This is a genomic window from Enterococcus florum (assembly GCF_004309355.1).
Lineage (GTDB): Bacteria > Bacillota > Bacilli > Lactobacillales > Enterococcaceae > Enterococcus_A > Enterococcus_A florum.
Genome location: NZ_BJCC01000007.1, coordinates 17,092 through 38,761 on the forward strand (window position 1 = coordinate 17,092; position 21,670 = coordinate 38,761).

23 protein-coding genes, 1 tRNA gene and 1 other annotated feature are annotated in these 21,670 nt (G+C 42.2%); of the genes, 7 read left to right on the forward strand and 17 right to left on the reverse strand.

What is annotated here, in order from left to right; genetic code table 11:
• The first annotated feature begins 29 nt into the window (after nt 1-29).
• The 3 genes from NRIC_RS03585 (at nt 30) to NRIC_RS03595 (ending at nt 1,834) form a co-directional block, all read left to right on the forward strand.
• Nucleotides 30-254, forward strand: coding sequence for a DUF378 domain-containing protein (locus NRIC_RS03585; protein WP_146621339.1), 225 nt, complete (start codon nt 30-32; stop codon nt 252-254).
• A 500-nt stretch (nt 255-754) separates the two neighbouring features.
• The gene (locus NRIC_RS03590; protein WP_146621340.1) at nt 755-1,063 is read left to right on the forward strand and encodes a DUF3784 domain-containing protein; all 309 of its coding nucleotides are present in this window, start codon (nt 755-757) and stop codon (nt 1,061-1,063) included.
• 132 nt (nt 1,064-1,195) lie between these two features.
• Nucleotides 1,196-1,834, forward strand: a complete 639-nt coding sequence (locus tag NRIC_RS03595; protein WP_146621460.1) for a CPBP family intramembrane glutamic endopeptidase — start codon at nt 1,196-1,198, stop codon at nt 1,832-1,834.
• 479 nt (nt 1,835-2,313) lie between these two features.
• On the opposite strand, the gene NRIC_RS03600 is transcribed toward NRIC_RS03595, so the two are convergent.
• The 3 genes from NRIC_RS03600 to NRIC_RS03610 all read right to left on the reverse strand — a co-directional run bounded on the left by NRIC_RS03600 (nt 2,314) and on the right by NRIC_RS03610 (nt 4,667).
• The gene (locus NRIC_RS03600) at nt 2,314-3,084 is read right to left on the reverse strand and encodes an ABC transporter permease (RefSeq protein WP_146621341.1); all 771 of its coding nucleotides are present in this window, start codon (nt 3,082-3,084) and stop codon (nt 2,314-2,316) included.
• Complete coding sequence (locus NRIC_RS03605; RefSeq protein ID WP_146621342.1) at nt 3,077-3,931, reverse strand: ABC transporter ATP-binding protein; 855 nt, start codon at nt 3,929-3,931, stop codon at nt 3,077-3,079. The genes NRIC_RS03600 and NRIC_RS03605 overlap by 8 nt, the downstream gene beginning before the upstream one ends.
• Nucleotides 3,932-4,025: 94 nt before the next feature.
• On the reverse strand, nt 4,026-4,667 hold the full coding sequence (locus NRIC_RS03610; RefSeq protein WP_146621343.1) for a TetR/AcrR family transcriptional regulator: 642 nt from the start codon (nt 4,665-4,667) through the stop codon (nt 4,026-4,028).
• A 194-nt stretch (nt 4,668-4,861) separates the two neighbouring features.
• Between NRIC_RS03610 and NRIC_RS03615 the strand changes: the two genes are divergently transcribed.
• Nucleotides 4,862-5,317: a hypothetical protein gene (locus tag NRIC_RS03615; RefSeq protein ID WP_146621344.1), complete on the forward strand. Its 456-nt coding sequence runs from the start codon at nt 4,862-4,864 to the stop codon at nt 5,315-5,317.
• 99 nt (nt 5,318-5,416) lie between these two features.
• Here the strand turns inward: NRIC_RS03615 and NRIC_RS03620 are convergent, their stop codons facing one another.
• The 4 genes from NRIC_RS03620 to rplU all read right to left on the reverse strand — a co-directional run bounded on the left by NRIC_RS03620 (nt 5,417) and on the right by rplU (nt 8,211).
• Nucleotides 5,417-6,763 (reverse strand): MATE family efflux transporter, encoded by a 1,347-nt coding sequence (locus NRIC_RS03620; protein ID WP_227873728.1) that lies wholly within the window; start codon nt 6,761-6,763, stop codon nt 5,417-5,419.
• Nucleotides 6,764-7,230: 467 nt separating this feature from the next.
• Nucleotides 7,231-7,524 carry a 50S ribosomal protein L27 gene (gene rpmA, locus NRIC_RS03625; RefSeq protein WP_146621345.1) on the reverse strand — a complete coding sequence of 98 codons (294 nt, stop codon included), beginning with the start codon at nt 7,522-7,524 and terminating at the stop codon, nt 7,231-7,233.
• A 13-nt stretch (nt 7,525-7,537) separates the two neighbouring features.
• On the reverse strand, nt 7,538-7,885 hold the full coding sequence (locus NRIC_RS03630; protein WP_146621346.1) for a ribosomal-processing cysteine protease Prp: 348 nt from the start codon (nt 7,883-7,885) through the stop codon (nt 7,538-7,540).
• Nucleotides 7,886-7,902: 17 nt separating this feature from the next.
• A complete protein-coding gene (rplU, locus tag NRIC_RS03635; protein WP_146621347.1) occupies nt 7,903-8,211 on the reverse strand; it encodes a 50S ribosomal protein L21 in 309 nt (102 codons plus the stop codon).
• Between the two features lie 20 nt (nt 8,212-8,231).
• Nucleotides 8,232-8,303, reverse strand: a sequence feature (ribosomal protein L21 leader region).
• A gap of 111 nt (nt 8,304-8,414) precedes the next feature.
• On the opposite strand from rplU, the gene NRIC_RS03640 reads away from it, so the two are divergent.
• The 3 genes from NRIC_RS03640 to NRIC_RS03650 all read left to right on the forward strand — a co-directional run bounded on the left by NRIC_RS03640 (nt 8,415) and on the right by NRIC_RS03650 (nt 9,979).
• Nucleotides 8,415-9,047, forward strand: a complete 633-nt coding sequence (locus NRIC_RS03640) for a uracil-DNA glycosylase (protein WP_146621348.1) — start codon at nt 8,415-8,417, stop codon at nt 9,045-9,047.
• Nucleotides 9,048-9,064: 17 nt separating this feature from the next.
• On the forward strand, nt 9,065-9,733 hold the full coding sequence (locus NRIC_RS03645; protein WP_146621349.1) for an O-methyltransferase: 669 nt from the start codon (nt 9,065-9,067) through the stop codon (nt 9,731-9,733).
• Between the two features lie 172 nt (nt 9,734-9,905).
• Nucleotides 9,906-9,979 (forward strand) — tRNA-Arg (locus NRIC_RS03650).
• 251 nt (nt 9,980-10,230) lie between these two features.
• Here the strand turns inward: NRIC_RS03650 and NRIC_RS03655 are convergent.
• The 10 genes from NRIC_RS03655 to NRIC_RS03700 all read right to left on the reverse strand — a co-directional run bounded on the left by NRIC_RS03655 (nt 10,231) and on the right by NRIC_RS03700 (nt 21,641).
• Entirely contained in the window at nt 10,231-11,292 is a 1,062-nt protein-coding gene (locus tag NRIC_RS03655; protein WP_146621350.1) for a Gfo/Idh/MocA family protein, read from the reverse strand.
• Between the two features lie 31 nt (nt 11,293-11,323).
• Nucleotides 11,324-12,292, reverse strand: a complete 969-nt coding sequence (locus tag NRIC_RS03660; protein WP_146621351.1) for a sugar phosphate isomerase/epimerase family protein — start codon at nt 12,290-12,292, stop codon at nt 11,324-11,326.
• Entirely contained in the window at nt 12,289-13,011 is a 723-nt protein-coding gene (locus NRIC_RS03665; protein ID WP_146621352.1) for a ThuA domain-containing protein, read from the reverse strand. Before NRIC_RS03665 ends, NRIC_RS03660 begins: the two co-directional genes overlap by 4 nt.
• A gap of 5 nt (nt 13,012-13,016) precedes the next feature.
• Entirely contained in the window at nt 13,017-14,111 is a 1,095-nt protein-coding gene (locus tag NRIC_RS03670) for a Gfo/Idh/MocA family protein (RefSeq protein WP_146621353.1), read from the reverse strand.
• Between the two features lie 153 nt (nt 14,112-14,264).
• Nucleotides 14,265-15,131 carry an AraC family transcriptional regulator gene (locus NRIC_RS03675; protein WP_146621354.1) on the reverse strand — a complete coding sequence of 289 codons (867 nt, stop codon included), beginning with the start codon at nt 15,129-15,131 and terminating at the stop codon, nt 14,265-14,267.
• Between the two features lie 37 nt (nt 15,132-15,168).
• Entirely contained in the window at nt 15,169-16,278 is a 1,110-nt protein-coding gene (locus tag NRIC_RS03680) for an ABC transporter ATP-binding protein (RefSeq protein WP_146621355.1), read from the reverse strand.
• Nucleotides 16,279-16,321: 43 nt separating this feature from the next.
• Entirely contained in the window at nt 16,322-17,992 is a 1,671-nt protein-coding gene (locus NRIC_RS03685; protein ID WP_146621356.1) for a glycoside hydrolase family 13 protein, read from the reverse strand.
• A 15-nt stretch (nt 17,993-18,007) separates the two neighbouring features.
• Nucleotides 18,008-19,450 carry a sucrose phosphorylase gene (gene gtfA / locus NRIC_RS03690; RefSeq protein WP_146621357.1) on the reverse strand — a complete coding sequence of 481 codons (1,443 nt, stop codon included), beginning with the start codon at nt 19,448-19,450 and terminating at the stop codon, nt 18,008-18,010.
• Between the two features lie 5 nt (nt 19,451-19,455).
• Nucleotides 19,456-20,289, reverse strand: coding sequence for a sugar ABC transporter permease (locus NRIC_RS03695; protein WP_146621358.1), 834 nt, complete (start codon nt 20,287-20,289; stop codon nt 19,456-19,458).
• Complete coding sequence (locus NRIC_RS03700; RefSeq protein ID WP_227873729.1) at nt 20,289-21,641, reverse strand: carbohydrate ABC transporter permease; 1,353 nt, start codon at nt 21,639-21,641, stop codon at nt 20,289-20,291. The genes NRIC_RS03695 and NRIC_RS03700 overlap by 1 nt, the downstream gene beginning before the upstream one ends.
• Nucleotides 21,642-21,670 lie beyond the last annotated feature (29 nt).

Here is a 21,670-nt window from a genome sequence, read left to right on the forward strand (position 1 = left end):
AATATCTTAAGATAAAGGAGGAAAAAACAATGAAAACATTAGATTACATCGCACTTGTTTTACTAATTGTTGGCGGCCTGAACTGGTTACTAGTCGGTTTATTCGAATTCGACTTAGTCGCAACAATTGCAGGTGGTCCAACTACCATCCTAGCAAAAATCATTTATGTGGTCGTTGGTATCTGCGCGATCTACTGCATCCGATTTTTCCCGCTTATTTCAAGAACAGAACCAAAAGACACTACTCATATGTAAGAACTTATCTCGATTGTTAGACTATTAGTGATGAAAATCCTGATAGTCTTTTTTTGATGAAAAGGTGATCTTGAATATCATCGACCATGATGTCTTTTTGTTCGAAGGAAAGTCATAGTTTGCAGGTGATCGTCCTTGGCATTTACGACTCCATTCAGATATTGTTGAATGGGTACCAGTAGGATGGTATGATTTAACTGAACCAAACATACCAGATCTAAAGAGAGAGGAGCAGCGTGGAAAATTTTACCAGTGCTTATCATCCCTCAAAATGCTCACTTTGTTTACAAGATCCACGCCAGCAGATCCAGACATTGGAGATCTGCGGAGCCCAAACAAAGTATCGTATCAATACAACTGTCAAAACCGCTCATGCCCTACGACGCATGATGATACCTCCATGACTGCCGAAGAAACGATGAAGTTCTATGAAGCAATTTGAGACAACCTTTTTTTGACACTGTACACTGAAGGTGTAATAGCCTAAAAGGAGAAGAACAATGAACTTGATTGACTATTTTTTGCTTTTTTCCATGATGATTGCTTTACTGATTGCTGGAATACAGCTTTTGCGCGGGAAATGGCTCATGCTGATCGCCGGCTATAATACGATGACCAAAGAAGAACGCCAAAAAGTCAATGGACGCAACGCTGGCAAATTGGTAGGCAACTACCTGATTTTTCTTTCATTGATCATTCTGCTATCGATGACTGACTTCGTTTCCAGCAGAGTCTTACTAACATCCATTCTCATGGCCACTTTTCTCGTTTTGCTTTTAACGAACACATCTAAGCATTTTAAATGCTAAGTAAATATCCCGATTCAAATCCACCGTTTTTTACTCTGTATTCTTCAAAAGAATAAAATAATGTTGCCTATTTTATTTTCAGGTATATACTTCCTTTTATCACAAAGAAAACAAAGCTAGGACGTGTGTATGATGAAGGACGTTTTATCGCAAAGGATTCCTTTGCAAAAGATTTTGATCAGTACATGTGTTGTTTGTATCGGATTGCTTGGACTATTGTTTGGTCCTCCGACGATCGGTATTTTTTCTCTAACCGTCACTGGATTGCTGGCCTTTCATTACTCCTTAGGAAAAGCAAAAACCCACGCTCTTTTCTCAAAGCCTGTTCGTCCAATAAAATACGTAGGGATCTTCTTTTTACTGAATTGGCTGCTCAGTCTCCTGAGCGGAGCGCTTTTGACCTATGGATTCGGATGGCATCTACAAAGCAATCCGGTTAATGATCGACCGACTTTACTCCTGCTTGTTACGGTACCGATCATGATCATGGGGGAAGAACTGTTTTCGATTTATTTTTTAAGTCTTTTTTCCAGCAGAATTACCCTCCTTCTGGCAAACTTGTTCTCAGCTATTGTTTTCGGCTTGGTCCATTTCAGCACTTATTACAATGGCAATCCATTGAAAACGATCGTCCACGTCCTGTTGATCCAAGGCACCGCGCGGCTTCTCTTCAATACTGCTGCGATCAAAAGCAACTCGATCTGGACAAGCTGGATCATTCATGTGCTGTTCGATCTTAGTTCGATTTACTTCGTGTTCCTTCATGGATAGAATCAATCTGCAGTCCATCCAAACAAAAAGAAGACCGCTCGTCTGGTCTTCTTTCCATATAAATCAGCTCTGGCTACACTTTTATCCAATTTTTGTCTTTTTTGCTCATAAGCAGCTCTGTCAATCATCTTTTTGTTCGGCCGTATTGGATCGATCGTATCATCCGACGTTTCTTCTCTTCAGATAAATCGGAGTCAAAATAACCAATATAAACATCACTGATTCCATCATTCAGCAACTTTTTCAATTGCTCATTTTAAACCGTTTGAGCGATAGCACCAACAACATAGTAATCAGAGCAGGTGAGTATCTCCATTTTTTTGATACTAACATGGACTTAGTCCCGTTTTAAACAACCGTGCAGCTTCAAAAACTGAAGCTCCAGTGAGGAGCAATTTACACCTTTATTGTCTCATCCAATCTGCTTTCCTCTGACTTTCATTTCTTAAAATTGTAGTACCATCGCTAAATCGCACCAGCTAAGCTGCTTTCTTTTGATAAATCTGCAACGAAAGTAGGTACGCGACACTAATCATTCCCACACACCAGGTCAAGGCGATCACCAGATCATCCCCCACTGGCAAGCCAAGCGTTAGCGATCGAAAGCTATCAATGATCGGTGTCATCGGCTGGATTTTAGCCAGCCACCGAATACTGGCACTCAGTGTATCAACAGGCGCAAAACCGGAGCTGACAAACGGCAAAATGAAAAGCGGGAGCATCAAGCTGCTGGCTCCTTCAACCGTCTTCGAGAGAAGTCCACATAATACCCCTAGCAGTGAAAAAGTGATGTTAACTAGAACCAACAAACCGATCACTAAACACCAAGCCCAAAAATCCCCTTGTGGTCTGAACCCCAAAATGAACGCTGTTCCAATAATGATCATCGTCGAAATCGTGTTTCGAATCACACCAGCACCCGTATGGCCGACCAGCACAGCTGATTTCGAGATCGACATGGTTCGAAAACGATCAATAATGCCGGTGCTCATATCGACTGCAACATTCATTGCCGAATACTGGGAAGCTTGCCCCATACTTTGCAAGAGAATTCCAGGCACAATAAAATCAATATAATGAAAATTTTCGATATTCGTAATATTTCCAAAGACAGTCCCAAACAACAGCATCAATATAAATGGAACAAGGACCGCCACCAATAATGCCTCTGGATTTCTTAATGAAATCACCAAGCACCGTTTAAACATGATCCACGAATCAAATAAGACATTTCGCTTGAGATTACGCATGCATTTCACTCTCCTTTTTCTCATCAACCAGGCTCAAAAAGACGTCTTCTAACGAAGGTAAATTTTGTTCAACACCCTCTACCCCGATACCGTTCGCTCTTAACAGTCTGACCGCCTTCTCCGCCTCCTCTTCATAACTAAAACTCAACTTTACTCCACGTTTCGGCATAATTTCCTTCAAGTATTGCGGTGTTCCTTCTACAAGAATTCGTCCCTTATGAAGGATAGCGACCTTATCAGCTAAGTATTCCGCCTCCTCTAAATACTGAGTCGTAAGAAAAACTGTCGTTCCTTTCTCTGCCAGATTCTTGACCAACTCCCACATAGTGATCCGATTTTGAGGATCCAGACCGGTCGTAGGTTCATCGAGAAAAAGGACCTGCGGATTTCCCAGCAAACTCATCGCTATATCCAATCTGCGCCGCATTCCTCCAGAATAAGTTGAAACCTTCTGATCTGCCACGTTTTGCAAATCAAAAAAGCTGAACCACTCCGCTGTCTTTTTCTTCACCTCCGACAAACGCTTCAACTGCCCGATCAGCTGCAGATTTTCTCTACCGGTTAAGCTCTCATCGACTGCTGCGAACTGACCAGTCAAGCTGATGCATTCCCGAACCTGATTACCTTGTGTCTCAACATCAAATCCATTGATCGTAATCGTTCCTCCGTCTGGCTTCAACAAGGTAGACATTATTTTGACCATAGTTGTCTTACCCGCACCATTGGACCCCAATAGTGCGAAAACGGAACCTTTGGCAACAGTCAAATCTATGCCTTTTAGCACCTCCTTCTCCTTGTAACTTTTTTTCAACGACGAAATACAAATCGACTTCTCCCATTCTGTCATCTTTCATCCAACCTTTCATTTTTTACTTATTCATACATACCGAATGAATGTATATGATCAAAATATAAAATTGCCAGTAAAAAGGCAATTTTAATTATTCTGTCTCAGAAAAATATGGCAAAGAGGAAATCAGCTGTTCGATTTCTTGATCGTAAATCGGCAAGCCCATTTTTCCTAACATCTCTCCTATAAAGCGATACCGTCGAAGGAAATCCTCGCTGCTAACATTAGCCAATCCAAGTAAGAACCACAAATCAATGAAACTCAAAAATTCAGATAGTTCCTTGGCATACGCCGTCTGAATCGAACCATCTCGCTGCCCTTCTTCGATCAATTCCAGCCAAAAGGGATACAAGATTCGCTGATTGGAATCAATCATTTTCGCTAACACATGTGGGTTCTTTAAAAGCGGAATCGATTGGTTCCTTAAATCAACCTGATTTTCATCGGATTGATTCAACTTGATTGCCAGCTGCATTTTTTGAAGAGCATTTAAATCGGTTCGTTTTTTTACCTTTTCAAAAGGATTGTTGTCAAAAAACATTTTGTCTCCCAAAGCATCCATAATGTCTTCCTTCGACTTAAAATGATGGTAGATCGCCCCTTTGGTCAACCCTTCCAACTCATTCACAATATCTTGAATTGTCGTTTTGTCGTAACCCTTTTCAAGAAACAACCGCTCCGATACTTCCAATATTTTATCTACCGTTACTTCAGGGTATTTGTTTCTTGCCATGATTTCCTCCCGTTTACATTCGTTTGGTATGTTTGATTATAGAGCGCAGATACCTTTGTGTCAACTGCTTATCTTAAAGCCCCTAGGTTCAATAAACCGTTCAGGAAGATTTTTGAGCCATTCATGAAGAAATCGACACGCCTTAATTTAGTTTTAGTATGCTATTGGTACTAAATGGAAATGAGGGATGAATTATGGCAAAGGAAACACTGGTAACGGAAAAGTTAAGAAGCTTAGGTGTGGAGCCTTTGGAAAAAAGCTGTATTGTCGTTCAGTACGCTGCCCCGAATTTAAGTGAAAAGGTTGCCCGATTTCTAATCAAGGTTGAACCTCATTATGTTTTGCAGCTTTGTACAGAGGACTTAGTTTTAGCCCCATTACGCTGGACAGGAAAGGTTAAAGAGGTCGAGCCCTTGAAACTCCCCGTTGAAACGATCAAATCAGTGGATATTCAAGAAGAGGGATTCAACTACCGAATCAGCATTATATTGGAAGATGGCGCTATCGACTTAGTGGCTCAGCAAAAAGAATTGGCACTTTTGCGCAACAGCGGTGCTCTTTCTGTAGAAAATTTCTGGGGAACAAAAAGCTGGCATGTCAATAATTTGGATGGAACGCTTGAGAAGCTGCGCAAACTCGTAAAAAATTAGTTGTTTTTAAACAGTTGTTTTTGAAACGAATAAGTCTGCCCCCACTTAAATGGAGGCAGACTTACTTTACCCTATCCTCTTGAAAAAGAAACACTCCCATCATTGTCTGCTTGGCACCTTCATCTCCTGATTTCTTTTTGCTGTCTTTCTCCAATACCGAACCACATAAATTGTCAATAAAACGAACCATGAAAATGCTTCAGACAGGGCGATAATACTATTGGCAAATACCTCAACGAACAGATAGCAAGCCAGGATCCTGGAAAATAAAGAAGTCACTCCTGCTGCACTCGAAAAGACCATATCTCCTCGTCCCTCAAGATAGCCTCGAAGAACCATTGAAAACCCGTACACAATGTAAAAAGGCGCCAATGCGCGGAAAAATGTTTTTCCGATCGCTACGGATTCAGAAGAAAGGCCAAACAGTGCCATCATATACTCCCCAAAGAAAAAGATAAACACCGACAATCCAAGCGAGATCAGAGCAATCATTACCAATCCGATTTTCAAGGTCTTGTTTGCTCTTTTTTCATTTTCAGCACCAATATTTTGAGCCACGACCGTTGCCACACCCGAACCAAAGTTGATGATCGGCAAAAAAATGACCGAGTCCACTCGATAAGCCGTTGTGATCGCCGCAATCGTTTGTTCTCCAAACCCGTTCATAAAGCGTTGCAAAACGATATTTCCAATCGAGCTGATACTCGCCTGAATCGTTGGAGGCACGCCAAATTGGCTACCTTGATTCAGCGTCGTTTTCACCACGATTTTCTTATCTAATCGATACTTCAGGTACGGATAGGTTTTCTCTGTGTAGCCGATCATAAAAAGCGTCATCGCAATTTGAGAAATTACGGTGGCAACCGCGGCTCCAGCAGCCCCTTCATGAAGGATTGCCACAAAAAGAATATCCAGCACTACATTGGCACACGAAGAGATGATTACAGCAACAAACGGCGCGCGGCTGTCTCCTGCACCTCGCAACACCCCTGAGTAAACATTGTAGATAGCCAGAAACGGAACACTGATAAACATGATCTTTAAATATTGAACGGCAATTACTGTCAGTTTGTCAGGTGTGTTCAGCAGCTCTACGATCGAAGTCGTAAACACCATTCCCACGCATGCGATGACCAAAAAGAACGCCCCTAAAATAAACGCAAATGAAAGCAGGGTTTCCCGCATTTTCCAAAATTCCCTTTTGCCGTGCTGCTGAGCTGATAAAACCGACAGCCCAGATGTAAACCCAATAATGGCCGTAATGCACAAGTTGTAAACAACTGTGGTTGCCCCGATCGAAGCAAGCGGAATCTCTCCTTCCACATTCCCCACGATAAACGCATCGACCCAATTAAACAGCTGTTGAAACAACCCGCTTAAAACCAGAGGAATCGTAAACAACAACAACACCTTGACGATACTCCCCTGTGTCATATCCTTTCCCATATAACCCCTCCTTCCAAGAAAACTTAACTCGTTTCACAAAAAAGACATTTAGAAATTACGCATATGCAGAGAAACCGTTCCTGCATAAGGGGTAACTTCTAAACGCCTTTACTCACTTCAGTGGATGATCAAATTAAAATCTATTCTTTTCATTAAGGTATCAAACAAAACGTTAAAAGTCAATGGTGGAAATGGTTGGTAAATTGGGTCTGATAGCAGGTTAGTTTTGGTCGGTAAGGGTTACTTTCAGTGATAAAGGGAGTGCAAGAAAGACCGGTCATACCTCGATTCAAATGACCATGAACATCTTACCCATTTGAGCCAAAAGAACAAGGACGAAACGGTGGATAAGTTAGCAAAAGTCGCTGACTTTTAAACGGAACGTAGTCAAAACCGTAGTTAAGTATCTGTCTATCCAAACAAAAAAGCTCCATCCCTTGAGCGACAAGGGATGGAGCCGGTTGTAATTAAGCTTCTTGAGCGACTGGATAAACAGATACTTGTTTTTTGTCGCGGCCTTTACGTTCGAAACGTACCACGCCATCAACTTTTGCATACAATGTATCGTCTCCGCCTTTACCCACGTTTACGCCTGGGTAGATTCTTGTACCGCGTTGACGGTAAAGGATCGATCCACCTGAAACAGTTTGACCGTCCGCACGTTTAGCGCCTAAGCGTTTGGATTCTGAGTCACGTCCGTTAGAAGTTGAACCGCCCCCTTTTTTATGGGCGAATAATTGTAAATTCAATTTTAAGAACATATCGGTTTCCTCCTTATTCTTCAATATTGATGGTCCTGATCTTAATGTAATCAGGATATTCCTCTTTAACCGTTTTAAAGCCGACCAGTAAGCTTTCCAACAAAATCTGTGAAATATTGACCTTTTCCTGCGGTAGATCTTCCAGCATTTCTGCATAAAGATAGCCGCCTTCGACTTCATCGATCTCAACGATCGGCTGAAAGCCAGCCAATGAATCAATACTGTTCAGTACGCTATAAGCCAAGGTTGAAATGCCAGCGCAGATAATATCTTCGCCTTCTTCACCAAAGCCCGCATGCCCTGTGATTTCAATGGAAATGATTCGACCACGGTTGTTTCGTGTGAATGTACCTGTGATCATATAGGCACCTTCTTTAATTAAGCTTTGATAGCGTCAATGACAACTTTTGTGTAAGGTTGACGATGACCTTGTTTACGGTGTGAATGTTTTTTAGGTTTGTACTTGAATGTCACGACTTTCTTTTGTTTGCCGTGTTTTTCAACTGTACCTTCAACTGTTGCACCTTCAACGATCGGAGCTCCTACTTTCGTAGACTCGCCGCCGACTAAAACGACTTGGTCAAAGACAACTTTTTCACCAGCTTCAACATCTAATTTTTCGATGTAGACTGCTTGGCCTTCTTCAACTTTGATTTGTTTTCCGCCTGTTTTGATGATTGCGTACATGCTTGTGGCACCTCCTTATGTTTTATACTTAGACTCGCCATCACAAGTGACTTGCGTACTTATAAACTTGGTCTGTGCGGTTGTAGCTGTGGGGTCCACAATTACAACATTCATAGTTTACTAAAAAAAGAAGATCAAGTCAATGATTAATTGTTGACGGCAGGCAGGGTTATTCCTTACTATAGAAAAGCGAGGTGACATTGATGAAGTATCCCGATGAGTTAGTCGAAGCAGTAAAAAGACGATCTGCCGGTATGCCATTGGAAGGCTTTGTCGCAGGTCAAGGTCCAAATCGCCCAAAATTAATGCTTTTAGGTGAGGCACCCGGAAGAAACGAAGTGGAGAATCACATCCCTTTCAGCGGTGCAGCTGGCAAAGAACTGATCAAGTTGATGAACTCTGTCGGTCTCTCTCGAGAAAACACCTATATCACCAGCGCCGTTCGCAGCCGTCCATTCAAAGTGGTCCAGCGCATCAATAAACGAACGCAGCAAGAAGAAATCGTGCGACCCAATCGAACACCGACTAAAAAAGAGATTTTTGCTCATGCACCGATCGTAGATTACGAGCTTCGGCAGATACAGCCACCGCTCATCGCTACCTTGGGCAACATCGGATTGCAGCGTCTTTTAGGCAATCAGCACCAGATCACCCACAGCCATGGTCAGCTTTACCATGGATCGGTCTTAGAACTAAATGCCGCTCAGGACAACTACCAATGGTCGGAAAAGCAGTACCAGATCTATCCTTTGTACCACCCTGCAGCGATCTTTTATAATCGCAGCCTGTCGGAAACGATCATTGAGGACTGGAAACACTTAGGTCCTTTATTATAGAAGAAAAGAGGTTTATCATGCGAAACGAAATGATGCATCGCCCGATCGTCAACCAAGACGTATTGGATTATATGCGCAATGAACAAAAGCCATTGACAGGAAAATTAAAGGAACTAGAAGACCAAGCACACGAAGCTGGCGTGCCGGTCATCCCTCATGAGACGGTCGTCTTTTTGCAATTTTTATTAAAACAGCTCAAACCGAAAAAAGTCTTAGAGATCGGTACAGCGATCGGCTTTTCTGCCAGTTTAATGGCCGAAACATTGGGAGAGGCCGCTCATATCACCACGATCGACCGCTTCCCTGTCATGATCGAAAAAGCCAAGAAAACCTTTGAGACTTTAGAGCTGACAGATCAGATCGACCTGCTGGAGGGAGATGCAGCCGATCTGCTAAAGGAGTTGACCGGCCCTTATGATTTTATTTTTATGGACAGTGCCAAAGCCAAATACATTACATTTTTGCCAGAGTGTCTGCGTTTATTGAATCCAGGCGGCGTATTGATGGTAGACGACATTTTCCAAGCCGGAACCCTCTTTCATCCGATCGAAGAAACGCCTAGAAAAAACCGTTCGATCTATCGCAAGCTAAATGAGTTTTTAGAAGCCGTTACCAAAGCGCCCGATCTGACCTCCAGCCTCTTGCCTTTAGGGGATGGCGTAGCTCTGATTACGAAAGACGAATAGCGGTCATTTGCCTTACAATGAACATGCCAAAGAGATGCACTTCACGGAAGGGAAAATCCGCAAACGATTTTCTCAATCCGTGAATATCTCTTCGATAAAATAAAATAACTGTTTTGGGATTGACTTTTGAGGACAGGTTTTCTATAATAGCTATTGTTGCGAAACGACTATTGTGCCAGTAGCTCAGCTGGATAGAGCACTCGCCTTCTAAGCGAGCGGTCGCGGGTTCGAATCCCTCCTGGCACGTTTAAAATGTTTATTTAACAATGTTTTAACGATTAATCAACGTGTTAGCAAAAAGAAATTTCTACTAAGACTTTCTCAAAAATGATCTGTTCGTTGACCTCAAAGTCTGCTAACAGATTTTTTGTTTTGTCGAAAAACCATTAGAAAACCAACTACAGAAAATTTTTCTGTACTCAAAAAATAAAATAAAATGATTTTCTAAATTTGCGTTGCTGCCAAAAAATTTTGCTAATTGCATTCCTTAATTCAGCCTAAACAATTGTCAGAACCCGTTCTTTCTCTGCTATTCTCCCATCACTCAATATCTGATCCAATAGTACCATTACACAACGCACCTCTTCATTCTTTACAAATGGTTCAGCATCGTAACGAATGACCTCAAAAAAATTATGATAAAACGACGGATTTCTCGGAACCTCAGGGAATGGCAATTTTTGAGTTGCCTCTTCTGATGGTGGTGCCATCGTTTTTGTCAAACCGACACCTGCTTGAATCGGTGTTGGAGAAGATAAATTCTCCTCTTTTGTTGCAACGATCATTTCACCAGATAAGTCCCAATCATCGATTTTAGCCGTGCCTTCTGTCCCTTTAACATACCAGCGTGGCAGCTTCGAATAGTTGGTTGTTCCAACTTCTACGATTGCCCGCAGTCCATTTTCAAAGATAATAAAGCAATGAAAGCCATCATCCACTTCATCTCCAAGAATATCGCTCAAATCAGCGTCAATTTTTTTGATTGGGCTTCCTGTCAGATAGAGCAGCTGATCAAATAGATGGACGCCCCAATCTAACATCATCCCGCCGCCGTGCTTCTTCAAATGGCGCCAATCACCGGGAATCCCGTTGGCACCCTGAACGCGGGATTCAATTTGGAAAATTTCTCCTATTTGCTTATTACGATACAGTTCTTGGACGATTAAGAAATCAGGATCCCATCGGCGATTTTGATGAACCATGAAGTGCATCCCAGTTTTTTGAGAAACTGATAAAATCTCATCGAACTCTTTAGTGTTCATTGCTACAGGTTTTTCACATACAACATGCTTTCCTGCTTTCATCGCCTGGATTGATAGTTCTTTATGAGTATCATTTGGTGTTGCAATCAGTACTGCTTCGATAGTTGTGTCTGCTAATACCTCTTCAAAGCTTTCATAACAATAATAGCCATCGTCAGCAGAGATTGATTGTCGAATTTCAGAGATATCGTAGGTTCCGATCACTCTGATTTTCTCAGGTTCTTTTGCCATGATTGTATGCACGTGATAACTGCCCATCCCGCCATAACCTATAACTGCAAAATTAATTGGTTTCATTTCTTTCCCCCTATTTCGTATTCCTGACACCCTAAGCCCACCACATATCAGTAGGCTGTTCTTTGATCATTAATGTCTTTAAATTCGCTACTGCCCTTGATAGTCCTTCATCAATGGACATCAATGGATCTTCATGTTCAATACTGAGCACATGATCGTACCCATAAATTCGCAAGGTTGAGATGATATCTGACCAAACATTAAGTTCATGACCGCAGCCCACCGAGCGAAATGTCCAAGCTCGCGTCTTCACATCACTATAGGGCTGCATGTCCGTCAAGCCGTACATATTAATATTGTCTTGATCCAGATAAATATCTTTAGCATGGAAATGGTGGATCGCATCGCTCGCACCTAGAATCTTGATTGCTGCGACTGGATCAATGCCTTGCCACCAAAGATGACTCGGGTCTAAATTACAGCCAATAGCTTTTCCTGTTTCTTCCCTTAATCGCAGCATGGTGTGAGGCGTATGGCATAAGAAGCCGCCATGTAATTCGAGTCCGATTTTTATTCCGGCACTCTTTGAAAGCTGATTAATTTCCTTCCAATAAGGAATTAATTTCCGTTCCCATTGGTAAGAATAGTTATCGTTGTACTCGGTCGGCCAAGGCAGTACCGGCCAGTTGACTTGGGTATCTGTCTCGTTTCCGCCGCTTACACCGGAGAAGCCATTTACAACTGGAACGTTCATTAAGCTAGCCAGCTTGATGGTTTTTCTTAACAATGTATCTGCTTCACTAGAGACGCTCGGCAATGGTGAAATCGGGTTGTTATGACAACTCAACGCCGAAATGCTTAACCCTTTATCAGCCAGCTTGGCTAAATATTCCTTTCGAATGTCGCTGCTTTCTAATAACTCATCGACGGCTAAATGGGCCGAGCCTGGATAACCGCCAGTACCGATTTCGACGGCTTCAAGCCCTTTATCAGCCGCCGCAGCGATCATTTCCTCAAAACTCAAATTATTGAACAATGGCGTAAATACACCTAGCTTCATTGTTTCTCCTCCTTCTCCAATGCCTCAAAATGCCCATAAGTTGGATACAAATGGTCCTTTGGCGCGACCCAATTTACTGCATTGCAGATGACTTTTTGAACTTTTTCATTGTAGTAGCTGCCGTAGGTTTCATGGCCTGGTTGAAAATAGAAGATTTTTCCATTTCCTCTTGAAAACGTACAGCCACTGCGGAAAACCTCGCCGCCAGGATACCAGCTGACAAAGATCAGCTCATCTGGTGTCGGAATGTCAAAATGTTCCCCGTACATCTCTTCCTGCTCCAGCTCAATCCGCTCGCCAATCCCTTCGACAATTGGATGACTAGGATTCACGTTCCAGATTCGACAATGCTTGCCATCTTCTCGCCATTTCAAGTCACAACTGGTGCCCATCAACTTTTTGAAGATTTTAGAAAAATGACCAGAATGTAAAACGATCAACCCCATCCCTTCCAACACCCGTTGATGGACACGGGCAACGATCTCATCAGAAACTTCTTCATGTGCGATATGTCCCCACCAGATCAGCACATCGGTCTTCGCTACTACTTCCTCGGTTAAACCATGCTCTTCTTCATCAAGAGTAGCGGTTTTTACGCTAAAATCAGCGCCTTTTAAAAATTCGGCAATCGCACCGTGAATGCCTTCTGGATAAAGCTTTCGTACGTCTTCGTTCTTTTTTTCATGGCGAAATTCATTCCATACAGTTACTTGAATCATTTTATTCACTCCTTCTCAGACGATTGATTTAAAAAGACCGGTTCACCTGTTTTTGACGATCGGTAAATCGCTTCTAAAATTTGAGTGACCACCAAGGCTTCTTCGGGTCGGACCACTGGCTCCGTGTCTTCGATGATCGAACGAACCCATGATTTTGCTTCCAACAGCGCCGGCGATTCACCTTCGCCATCATAAAAATCAACCCCGCCAGTTTCAAGCTCGATCTTTTTTTCATACAATAAACTATGATCTTCCCCGTTGATCGTCAGTCCGTCATTCATATCCGCTCCGCCTTTTGAGCCGCATAAGGTCGTTTTCGCTTCCTTCGTGTCTAAACTGTTCAATGCCCAGCTGGACTCTAAAAAGATTGTTGCGCCATTTTCCATCGTAATGAAACCAAAGGCTGAGTCCTCTACTTTGAAGGCTTCCGGATTCCAAGAACCCCATGCATTCGCAGCATTTTTTGTTGCTGACAATTGATGATAGGCTTTTCCTGTTACGTATTTCGGTTTGTAATTGTCCATCATCCAAAGGGTTAGATCCAATGCGTGGGTCCCGATATCGATTAGAGGTCCTCCGCCTTGAGCTTCCTCATCCAGAAAGACACCCCATGTCGGCACCGCGCGTCGACGAATCGCATGTGCTTTCGCGAAATAAATGTCGCCCAACGCATCTTCTTGGCAAATTTTGTGTAAATAATGGGCGTCTGTTCTGAAGCGATTTTGATAGCCGATCGTTAGTTTTTTTCCTGTGCGCTTGGCAGCCGCGACCATTGCTTTACCTTCTTCGTAAGTCTTTGCCATCGGTTTTTCGCACATTACGTGACAGTCCGCTTCCAAAGCCGCGATGCTAATCTCCGCATGGGAGATATTTGGTGTACAAACATGTACGATGTCCAATTCTTCCTGCAGCATCTCTGAATAGTCGGCGAAGACCTTTGCGTAGTCCGCACCGAACTCTTTCCTTGCTTCTACTGCTCTTTCTTCCACGATGTCGCAAAAAGCGATTACTTCGACCTCATCGATTTGAGCCAATGCTGGCAGGTGCTTTGCGGTCGCAATTCCACCACAGCCGATAATACCCATTTTTAATTTTTCCATTTGATTCCTTCCTTTCAAAACCCTTTACTTTTCTACATTGTAGAAAATGAGCAAGAACTTTTCTTCCCGAATCCTTCGTAAAATGTCTCAGATATTGCCCTTCTCGTAAGTGGGCTTTGTGAACAAAAAAACTGAGTCAGTCTACAGACCAACTCAGCACTCTACATAATCAAATTGTTTTTGATATTGCATAGGGGAACATCCTACAATCTTTTTAAACACATGATGAAACGTCTTGATATTGGAAAAACCCGAACGATCCGCTACCTCAGATACCGGCACCTTCTCGTTAAGCAAAATAAATTTCGCCTGACTGATTCGGTATTCATTTAAAAACTGTACAAAGGTTTTCCCCGTGTTCTTCTTGAAAAAGCGGGTAAAATAATAGGGACTGAAGCCCGTATGCTTAGCAATTTCTTCCAACGTAATCAGTTCATTGTAATGGCATTTAATATACTCAAAGACAGTGTTCACGTATTCCAGTGTATCTTTGTAGCGAATCCTTGTATGCTCAACCGGACACAGGTTGTTTTTCTCCGGCAGCCATTGATAAAAAGATGCAATCAATTGATAGAGCCTTCCTAGAACTGAAAAATTCTTCCCTTGGGCATTACTGGAATAAGTATCATATAATTCCAACAAAATCGTTTGGATGAGCTGCTTCAATTCCTTTGTCCAGTAACGACTATGCAGTTCACGAGTCTCGAACAGTTCACGCAAGGAAAGGTCTTCTTGATTGATGGTCTCGTCGAAAACCTGCAGATCAAATTGATAAACAAACCGTTCACTGTCAGGCGATGACAAAAAGCTGTGGGGCTGGCCACTGGAAAAAATAATGATTTCCCCCTCATCTAATGCCATTAACCGGTCATCGATACCGATATTGACGCTTCCTTTAAGGCAATAGATAATTTCAATTTCTTTATGAAAATGAGGGTATGCAATCGTCATTCCATCATTCATAAATGTTCGAAACATCAATTCATTTTTGAAATTGGGAATTTCTACATAGGAATTCATGCATTGTCTCCTTTACTTTCAGAGAAAATTGGTGCGATTACTTGCAGTGAATCCGCACTTCTGTTTCTTTATCAAAAAAGTGTCCTTTTGAAATGTCCAAAGCTAAAGGAACTGTTTCGCCAGGACGATGAAAATCACGTGCGTTTACTTTCGAAATAAACTCTGTATCACCTATTTTACTATATAACAACGTCTCTGCACCCAAGAGTTCAGATACGACGATCGTCGCATGGATCGTGCTCTCGACAACGGTATCCAATACGATCTGTTCGCTGCGGATATCCTCTGGACGAATACCAAAAAGTAATTCTTTACCTTCATACCCTTTCGCCACTAGCACCTTATTTTCACCTTCTGGCACTTTCAGTCGGATTTGGCTGCCATTAGTGATATAACCGTTTTTCAATGTAACCGAAAAGAAGTTCATCGCAGGCGAGCCGATAAAGCTGGCGACAAAAACATTTGCCGGAAGATCGTAGACCTCTTTAGGTGTCCCAATTTGCTGGATCAGACCGTCCTTCATAATGACGATCCGATCCGCCATGGTCATTGCCTCGGTCTGATCGTGGGTTACGTAAATGGTGGTGGTCTCTAAACGCTGGTGTAATTTTGCGATTTCCGCCCGCATGGAGACACGCAGTTTTGCATCTAAGTTCGACAGCGGCTCGTCCATCAAGAACACCTGCGCATCTCTGACGATCGCTCGTCCAAGAGCAACACGCTGCCTTTGCCCGCCAGACAAAGCCGCTGGTTTTCTTTCTAAGTACTCCGTTAATCCTAAAATCTCTGCGGCCTCAGTGACTCGCTTATTAATGTCCTCTGTAGAGTATTTTCTCAGCTTCAAACCAAAGGCCATATTATCGAATACGGTCATATGCGGATATAGCGCGTAATTTTGGAAGACCATTGCGATGTCTCGATCCTTCGGTGCGACATCGTTAACGATTTTATCGCCAATCTTTAATGTCCCCTCCGTAATATCCTCTAAACCAGCCACCATTCTTAACGTTGTCGATTTCCCGCAACCGGAAGGACCTACGAATACGATGAATTCCTTTTCTTTGATTTCTAGATTGAAATCGGTCACCGTGTAGTTGTCGGCATTGTCATACTTTTTAAATATATGCTGCATGGAAAGTGTCTTCATTAATTCCATCCTCACTTTTCTAGCTTATTCTCAGTTATTTAGTTCAACCATTTGCTAATACGACGCTGGCATAGGGAGCCAGTTTGATCGTTCCCTCAATCACGGGTACCTCACAATTTGCTAATAAGATTTTTTCATCCTCGTTTGGCAGATCGAACGTTGTCTCTTTATTGGAAAAATTATTCAAAACAAGTAATTCTTTCGTGTCGAGTACACGTTTATAGGCAATCAATGTTTCTTCAGATTCGATTGGTTGAAACTCGCCATAGACAACAACTTCTTTATATGCACTATTTCTCCGTAGATCGATCAGTTGACGATAATAGTTCAACACGGAAGCAGGGTTTTGTCCTTCTTCTTTTGCGTTAAGCGTTAGATGATTGGGATTTACCTTCATCCAGGTTTCTTCTGCCTCAGAAAAACCAGCATTCTTCTCATCCGACCATTGCATCGGTGTTCGAGAGTTGTCTCTGCTGCGTTGGAACATGTGATTGAAGGCTTCCTCTTCGCTCATTCCCGATAATAGTGCGCGTTGGTATTGATCGTGTGTCGCGATATCATCATAATCCTCCATTGAATCCATCAAGGTATTTTCCATCCCTAATTCTTGGCCTTGATAAATAAATGGTGTGCCATGAAGCATCATAAACAGGGTCGCCAACATTTTTTTGCTGCGATCAGAGATAGCTTCTTTCGGGATATATTTATTGATGCTGCGCGGCTGATCGTGATTTTCCAGATATTTTGCTCCCCAACCGATTTCCTGTGTTTCTAGCTCATCTGTAAAGATCGCCTCTTTTAAATCCTTTACCGTCCAGCCTGATTGCTTGAACCATTCACCAGTCTGCGGTACATCAATATCTGTGTAAGTAAAGTCAAAGACCATTCGGAAAACACCCTCTTTACCAATGTATTCCTCCAGTCTCTCCATCGATACATCCGCTTCAGCCACCGTTAAGCAATTATGTTTTCTGAAAGCTTTATCATCCAGTTCCTTCAACCAAAGCTCGATTCCCGGCTGGTCTAAGATCCAACGACCGATCCAGGCCAAGCCATCCTCGCCATCTGGTTCAAACTGTCCATACTCAAAGCTTTTTTTCAAATTCAAAATCGCATCAATCCGGAAGCCGCCTAAACCTTTATCCAGCCACCAATTTAGCATGTCGATCATTTCTTCTCTGACTGCTGGATTTTCCCAATTTAAGTCTGGTTGTTCTGGCGCGAAGGCATGCAGGTAAAACATATTTTCTTCATTTGGAACGGCTGTCCAAGCAGAATCACCAAAATAGCTGCGCCAGTTGTTTGGGGCTTTTCCATCAGAACCTTCTTTAAAAATGTAATAGTCGCGATACTTGCTCTCAGGGTTTTTCAATGCTTCTTGAAACCAGCGATGCTGATCAGAAGTATGATTGGCTACAAAATCCATTAAAATCTTGATGCCATATTTATCTGCCTCTTGGATCAAATCATCCATATCCTCCATCGTGCCAAACATGGGATCGATTGCTTGATAGTCCGAAATGTCATATCCTCCATCCACCATTGGTGAACGATAGATCGGCGAAAGCCAAATAACATCGACCCCTAGTTCACTCAGATAAGGCAATCGTTCTTGAATTCCCTTTAAATCTCCAATTCCATCGCCATTACTGTCCTGAAAGCTTTTTGGATAGATTTGATATACGACAGATTCTTTCCACCACTCATTTTTCACTTGTTTTTCTCCTAACTAAAATTGGATCGTTTCTTCTGATCCATCCTTCTCTTCTACAATTGAAAACTCTTTTTTGGCTAGATTCACCACAAGTATGGCTTTACTGTATCCAGCATCCCAAACAATTTTCAACGCCTGATCCTCTAACTTTTCAATCTGAAAATCCCCGCTAAAGGCGTCACAAGTATTGCGAAACTTCAATAAATTGAACAGCTTTTGTACGACAGGGCGTTGAATTTCCTCTTTGATCTCATCCAACTCGTAGTAGTGTCGATTGATATTTCGACCTTCTTTTGTCTGCTCCAATAGTTCAATATCATTCTTACCAGCCAGTAATCCAACGTAATAAATTTGCGGAATACCCGGCGCGAAGCATTGCAATACTCTCGCCAGCAAATAAGCTTCATCATCATCCCCTAACGCGGAATAATAGGTTGAGTTGATTTGATAGATGTCTAAATTGTTATAGGCTTCGGAGGAATAGATTTTCTTCGTATTCGCCCCTTGCTCGTACAGTTTTTCTCGCGTAAACTCGATTTCTTCATCTGTCATCAGGTCTTTTACATCAACCACACCGATTCCATCATGGGTATCTAGTGTTGTGAACTGATTTCTCGGACAAATCGTCATCCAATGAACCAGCCGATCTGCTTTTCCTGAATATAAGCTATAAAGAACCAGCATCGGCAAAGCAAAATCGTACACATAGTAGCCGTGATCGGCGATTTTTTCCTGAATCGTGTAATGCTCGTGGATTTCCGGCAAGACCTCTGCTCCTTTGCTGCGAACGATCTCCGCAGATTCCTCCAACGTTTCCCATATCTCTGGTTCTACAAAGAAGCAATTCGTCCCGCGCTTTTTATTGGCATACGCAAAGGCATCCAGGCGGATGATGTCCGCACCTTGTTCGACGAGAAAGCTGAGATTTTCTTTGATAAATTGTTTCGTCGTTTCCGTCGTCACATCTAAATCAATCTGCTGCTCATCAAAGGTACACCAGACTTTTTCGGTTGACCCGTCTGCAAAATGGGCCGCAAAGTATGGGGCGCGAGGTTTTCGTTTGTAGATCAAATCCACTTCCGCTTCTGTCGGCTCACCGTCAGGCCAAAATTCCTTGTAACGAATGAACAAATCCTTCCATTGAGAGTCGTCATGCTTCAATAAGAAATCTTGAAACTCATCTGAAGCTTGCGAAAGATGATTAATCATGAAATCGGTCATAAAATAATACTTTTCTGACAGCGTTCGGATATCCTCCCACGTACCAAACACAGGATCGACCTTTTGATAGTTCATTGGCGCAAAACCGCGATCACCACTTGAAGGATAGAAAGGCAGGATATGAAGTCCGCCAATCACATCTTTTAAATAGGTTTCTAATACTTCATTCAATTCTTTTAGATTCTTACCTAAAGAATCCGCATAAGTAATAAGCATTGCTTGATTCTTAATTGTCATAGTCACTATCCTTTAACTGAGCCGCCGGTTATCCCTTCGACATAGTATTTTTGTAAATAGATAAATAAGATGGTGATGGGAACTGCGATGATCAATGCACCTGCTGCAAACTTCGTGTAAAGCTGCTGCGCGGTCTCTTTATTGATCATAGAGAACAGACCGATCGCAACCGTATACTTATCGACGCGATCGCCCATGATCACTCTGGCAAAAATAAAATCCATCCAAGGTGTCATAAACGCCATTAATGAGGTGTAGACGATGATCGGTTTTGACATCGGCAAAGTAATCTTCGTAAAGATCTGAGCCTTCGTGGCACCATCGATCATCGCTGATTCATCTAACGAAAGCGGAATGGTATCAAAAAAGCCTTTAGCGATATAAAAGGTCAACGCCGCTGTTGAAGAATAAATCAAGACAAGTCCCGTCAGAGTTTGTGTCATATTAATCGCTTTTAAAATATAGTAAACGGCAATCATGCTCATAAATGCCGGAAACATATTCAAAACTAAGGCAATTTTTAAATAGTTGTTCTTAAATTTGAACCGTAGACGACTCATGACATACGCCATGGAAACGGTGATAAAGGTACTTAGTATGCAAGAAGCAATCGAAACAATCAGTGTGTTCTGCACCCATTTCAAAAAAGGAAAATCAGGATTGTTTCTAAATAAGTATTTAAAATTCTCTAAGGTATATTCTTTCGGAAAAATATAAGAAACAAACTGCCCCGGCTCCCCGCGAAACGCCGTCAATATCAACCAAAAGATTGGAAAAATCCAGACAATGACTAATAGCAGCAAGACAATATTGATCGGAAGATTAATTTTCTTTTTCATTAAGCATTCCGCCCTTCTTTATAGGAACTGGTTCTTGTGTAGACGATCAGTGACAGACCGGCACTCAGTACGAAGGTGATGATTCCGATAACAGAGGCCAAGTTATAATCCGCATTATCGACAGTCAACTTATACAACCAAGTTACCAGCAGGTCTGTTTCGCCCGCGCCATAATAATTACTATTGGAAGGCAACCCGCCTGTTAGTAAATAGATAACATTGAAATTATTGATGTTACCGACGAATTGCTGAATCAAAGTAGGCGCCATCACCGTCAATATTTGTGGAAAGGTAATATTGCGGAAAATTTGGAAGGAATTCGCCCCATCAATCCGCGCGGCCTCCAGCTGTTCTTCTGGCAGATTAATAATTACCCCTGTCGTAATCAACATAGATGCCGGAATACCGATCCACATATTAACGAAAATAATCGACATCTTTGCCCATAAACCATTTGTTAAAAAAGGAACTGGGCTGGTAATCAATCCCGCATTCAGCAGCAGTGTATTGACTGGTCCAGAAGCATGCAGCAGGTTCCTCATCACTAACAAAGAAACAAATGGCGGAATCGCCATCGTGATCACAAAAAGTGTCCGCAGTACCTTTTTCCCAACAACTCCCTTAGCATTAAGTAATACGGCCAAAACGACACCGAAAAAAAAGCAAGTAAAGGTCGCTAAAGTTGCCCAGATCAATGTCCAGCCCAGTAATGGGAAAAACGTACCAGAAATATTCCCACTCAGTACATTGCCGAAATTGGAAACACCCACCCAATCAAATAAGTTTTTTGGCGGTAAATGATTATGATCATAGCTAGTAAAAGCAATTGAAATCATATAAAGCAGCGGCAAAACGGTGAAAAAGATAATACTCGCTGTCGGAATAGCTAATAGTGTCAAATGGAAGCGACCATCCAAAAGATCATGAACCTCTTCTACAAAAGAAGGAATATGCTTCTTTTCACGATTCAGCCAATCAATCTTCCCAGCACTTTTTACGTTTGCTCGCCAAACGAGAAACATTCCGAAACATAGTAAAATTGTACATATACCAAAGATCAGCAGCAGCATCGAATTATCCCCGGCCACTCTAACTTTAAATCCTAAGCTTTCATCAAACTCCCAGCCTTGCGTATTTGTTCCTAGAGTAATCAGTCCCCGAAGCGCTTGTACTCCTTTGGTTGCCATAAAAAGAATAAATGCTATTTCTGAAATTAAAAATAATGCTCCCTTAACCAACTGCTTACTAGCTAAATTTCGAATACCCATGATTAAAAAAGAAGCCTTTGTCAGCGAACTGCCTTCTTTAAAAATCACACCGATTTTTTTCGTCATCGGAAGTTCTGATGCCATCTTATTCACCTCGTTTAGATTAAAGGAAG